Below are 3432 nucleotides of genomic sequence, written 5' to 3' on the forward strand. Positions count from 1 at the left end.
AGGTCTCTAGAATTTCTACCGGTTTTTTTCTGGTCTTTGGGGCGTTTTGCGCCCCATTTTTTTATTCTCAAAAAATAAAAACATATCTTTATCGGCAATTAATTACATATCTTTAATTTTTTTCGCCAAAAAAATGGTGTTGTGGCATATCTGATGCTTTGTAACTTCTATATATAAGAAATATAACCTTGAAAAACAGGAGTTAGACATGTTAAACCAGAAAAATAGCCATTATTATGACGGCTTAATGATTTGGAGTAGCTTTGCACAAGCAGCTCGAGTCAAAGATTTGCAAATATCGCTGGTGTGCGAAGTAACCAGTTGATAGGTTATGGCTTGGTTGTCGGTTTAGATGGCACAGGTGATAAGACTGCCTATGCAGATCAAAGCTTGATGAGTATGTTGAATAAATTTGGTATTAACTTACCTTCGGGTACAAAAACCAACTCAAAAAATATTGCAGCCGTTGCGGTACATGCAGATTTACCAGCCTTTTCTAAATCGGCCAAAAAATAGATGTGACTGTTTTCTTCTTTGGGGAATGCTAAAAGGTCTTCGCGTGGAACACTTCTATTAACGCCATTAAAAGGGGTGGATGGTAATGTTTATGCCTTGGCACAAGGTAGTTTGGTTGTTGGCGGTTTAAATGCTTACTGGTGCAGACGGTTTCAAAAAATTACCATTAATATTTCCAAGTGTTGGGCGTATTCCAAACGGTGCGATGGTTGAGAAGACAGTAAATACCGGTTTTGACTTTAGGCAATTACCATTACATTGAATCTTAAAAACTCTGATTTCACAAACGGCGACTAATCTGGTCAATGCAATCAATAGTAAGTTGGGCCAGGTACGGCTTCAGCGGTAGATGGTGACTCTGTTGAGGTGATTGGCCCGCCAAGAATGCTAATCAACGCGTTGCATTTTTTCAATGATTGAGAATATTCAAGTCAAACCAGGTGTTGAAGCTGCTCGTGTCATTATTAATTCGCGTACAGGAACAGTGGTGATTGGTGCTGATGTTAAAAGTTTTCTGCAGCAGCAGTCACCACCACGGTAAACTTGGTGGTTAAAGTATCTGAAGCGCCGAAAGTTTCTCAACCGAATGCCCTTGCTGGCGGTACAACACAAGTGACACCGTCATCACAATTAAGTATTCAAAAACTTGGGAACAAATCAAATGATGAAGTTTCCAAAAGGCGTTACGTTGGATGATATTGTTCAAGCGGTGAATAAAGTAGGGCGCAGCACCAGGTGATCTTATAGCGATTTTAGAAGCTTTGAAGCAAGCCGGTGCATTACAAGCTGACTTGATGGTCATTTAATTTACCAGAATTGTGAGGAAAGCAGTATGTCAGATTTTAATTGCACCTTCTACAGATTTGAAAGCTTATCAGCAGATTTATTCGAGTCCAAAATAACTTGAATGAACTGAAACAAGAAGCGAAGACAAACCAGCAAGCGGCCACTAAAGCCTGTTGCACAGCAATTTGAAGCGCTGTTTTTATCGCAAATATTGAAAGAAGCTAATAAAGTTAAGTTTGATAATGGCTGGCTTGATGGTAAGCAAATGGATTTTTATAAAGATTGGTATAACCAGCAGTTGGCTCAGGATCTTTTCTTCTAAAAGGAAGCCTTGGATTGGCCGATATGATAGTAAAGCAACTAAACACTTAAGAATCCTTCATTACATCCAACGAATCTTAAGGCGAATTTTCATCAAGAAGCTTCCTCTAGATTCGGTTGGATGTAATGAAGGATTCTTAGGTGTTAGTTGCTTTACTATCATATCGGCCAATCCAAGGCTTCCTTTAGAAGAAAGATCCTGAGCCAACTGCTGGTTATACCAATCTTTATAAAAATCCATTTGCTTACCATCAAGCCAGCCATTATCAAACTTAACTTTATTAGCTTTCTTTCCAATATTTGCGATAAAAACAGCGCTTCAAATTGCTGTGCAAACAGGCTTTAGTGCCGCTTGCTGGTTTGTCTTCGCTTCTTGTTTCAGTTCATTCAAGTTATTTGGACTCGAATAAATCTGCTGATAAGCTTTCAAATCTGTAGAAGGTGCAATTAAATCTGACATACTGCTTTCCTCACAATTCTGGTAAATTAAATGACCATCAAGTCAGCTTGTAATGCACCGGCTTGCTTCAAAGCTTCTTAAAATCGCTATAAGATCACCTGGTGCTGCGCCTACTTTATTCACCGCTTGAAACAATATCATCCAACGTAACGCCTTTTGGAAACTTCATCATTTGATTTGTTCCCAAGTTTTGAATACTTAATTGTGATGACGGTGTCCACCTTGTGTTGTACCGCAGGCAAGGGCATTCGGTTGAGAAACTTTCGGCGCTTCAGATACTTTAACCACCAAGTTACCGTGTGTGACTGCTGCTGCCCAGAAACTTTAACATCAGCACCAATCACCACTGTTCCTGTACGCGAATTAATAATGACACGAGCAGCTTCAACACCTGGTTTGACTTGAATATTCTCAATCATTGATAAAAATGCAACGCGTTGATTAAGGCATTCTTGGCGCCATCACCTCAACAGAGTTCACCATCTACCGCTGAAGCCGTACCTGGCCCAACTTACTATTGATTGCATTGACCAGATTAGTCGCCGTTGTGAAATCAGAGTTTTTAAGATTCAATGTAATGGTATTGCCTAAGTCAAAACCGGTATTTACTGTCTTTCTCAACCATCGCACCGTTTGGAATACGCCCAACACTTGGAATATTAATGGTAATTTTTGAACCGTTCTGCCACCAGTAGCATTTTAAACCGCCAACAACCAAACTACCTTGTGCCAAGGCATAAACATTACCATCCACCCCTTTTAATGGCGTTAATAGAAGTGTTCCACCGCGAAGACTTTTAGCATTCCCCAAAGAAAGAAACAGTCACATCTATTTTTTGGCCCGATTTAGAAAAGGCTGGTTAAATCTGCATGTACCGCAACGGCTTGCAATATTTTTTGAGTTGGTTTTTGTACCCGAAGGTAAGTTAATACCAAATTTATTCAACATACTCATCAAGCTTTGATCTGCATAGGCAGTCTTATCACCTGTGCCATCTAAACCGACAACCAAGCCATAACCTATCAAACTGGTTACTTCGCACACCAGCGATATTTGCCAAATCTTTGACTCGAGCTGCTTGTGCAAAGCTACTCCAAATCATTAAAGCCGTCATAATAATGGCTATTTTTCTGGTTAACATGGTCTAACTCCTGTTTTTCAAGGTTATATTCTTATATATAGAAGTTACAAAGCATCAGATATGCACAACCACCATTTTTTTTGCGAAAAAAATTAAAGATATGTAATTAATTGCCGATAAAGATATGTTTTTATTTTTTGAGAATAAAAAAAATGGGGCGCAAAACGCCCCCAAAGACCAGAAAAAAACCGGTAGAAATTCTAGAGA

6 protein-coding genes and 3 pseudogenes are annotated in these 3432 nt (G+C 39.2%); 4 read left to right on the forward strand and 5 right to left on the reverse strand.

Going from position 1 to position 3432, the window contains the following annotated elements; all coding sequences use genetic code 11:
- Positions 1 to 336 precede the first annotated feature (336 nt).
- From N745_RS12750 to N745_RS12760, 4 genes and pseudogenes are all read left to right on the forward strand, one after another.
- Positions 337 to 729, forward strand: a pseudogene (locus N745_RS12750) (flagellar basal body P-ring protein FlgI).
- 199 nt (positions 730 to 928) lie between these two features.
- Entirely contained in the window at positions 929 to 1057 is a 129-nt protein-coding gene (locus N745_RS12755) for a flagellar basal body P-ring protein FlgI (protein ID WP_245595692.1), read from the forward strand.
- A gap of 5 nt (positions 1058 to 1062) precedes the next feature.
- Positions 1063 to 1212: a hypothetical protein gene (locus N745_RS12825; RefSeq protein WP_407636476.1), complete on the forward strand. Its 150-nt coding sequence runs from the start codon at positions 1063 to 1065 to the stop codon at positions 1210 to 1212.
- A 53-nt stretch (positions 1213 to 1265) separates the two neighbouring features.
- A complete protein-coding gene (locus tag N745_RS12760) occupies positions 1266 to 1322 on the forward strand; it encodes a hypothetical protein (protein WP_322785932.1) in 57 nt (18 codons plus the stop codon).
- A gap of 362 nt (positions 1323 to 1684) precedes the next feature.
- On the opposite strand, the gene N745_RS12425 is transcribed toward N745_RS12760, so the two are convergent.
- The 5 genes and pseudogenes from N745_RS12425 to N745_RS12775 form a co-directional block, all read right to left on the reverse strand.
- Positions 1685 to 1930 carry a rod-binding protein gene (locus tag N745_RS12425; RefSeq protein WP_322785933.1) on the reverse strand — a complete coding sequence of 82 codons (246 nt, stop codon included), beginning with the start codon at positions 1928 to 1930 and terminating at the stop codon, positions 1685 to 1687.
- A gap of 12 nt (positions 1931 to 1942) precedes the next feature.
- Positions 1943 to 2083, reverse strand: a complete 141-nt coding sequence (locus N745_RS12675) for a hypothetical protein (protein ID WP_157833771.1) — start codon at positions 2081 to 2083, stop codon at positions 1943 to 1945.
- Positions 2084 to 2220: 137 nt separating this feature from the next.
- A pseudogene (locus N745_RS12765) lies at positions 2221 to 2517 on the reverse strand (flagellar basal body P-ring protein FlgI); the annotation flags it as partial.
- A 49-nt stretch (positions 2518 to 2566) separates the two neighbouring features.
- Positions 2567 to 2734 carry a flagellar basal body P-ring protein FlgI gene (locus tag N745_RS12770; RefSeq protein ID WP_322785931.1) on the reverse strand — a complete coding sequence of 56 codons (168 nt, stop codon included), beginning with the start codon at positions 2732 to 2734 and terminating at the stop codon, positions 2567 to 2569.
- A pseudogene (locus tag N745_RS12775) lies at positions 2676 to 3128 on the reverse strand (flagellar basal body P-ring protein FlgI). Before N745_RS12775 ends, N745_RS12770 begins: the two are co-directional and overlap by 59 nt.
- Between the last annotated feature and the right edge of the window lie 304 nt (positions 3129 to 3432).

The organism is Hydrogenovibrio kuenenii DSM 12350 (assembly GCF_000526715.1).
Lineage (GTDB): Bacteria > Pseudomonadota > Gammaproteobacteria > Thiomicrospirales > Thiomicrospiraceae > Hydrogenovibrio > Hydrogenovibrio kuenenii.

Excerpts from the sequence above, each read along its gene's own strand:
- N745_RS12755 (WP_245595692.1), top strand. The coding sequence starts at position 929 with ATGATTGAGAATATTCAAGTCAAACCAGGTGTTGAAGCTGCTCGTGTC.
- N745_RS12675 (WP_157833771.1), bottom strand. The coding sequence starts at position 2,083 with ATGTCAGATTTAATTGCACCTTCTACAGATTTGAAAGCTTATCAGCAG.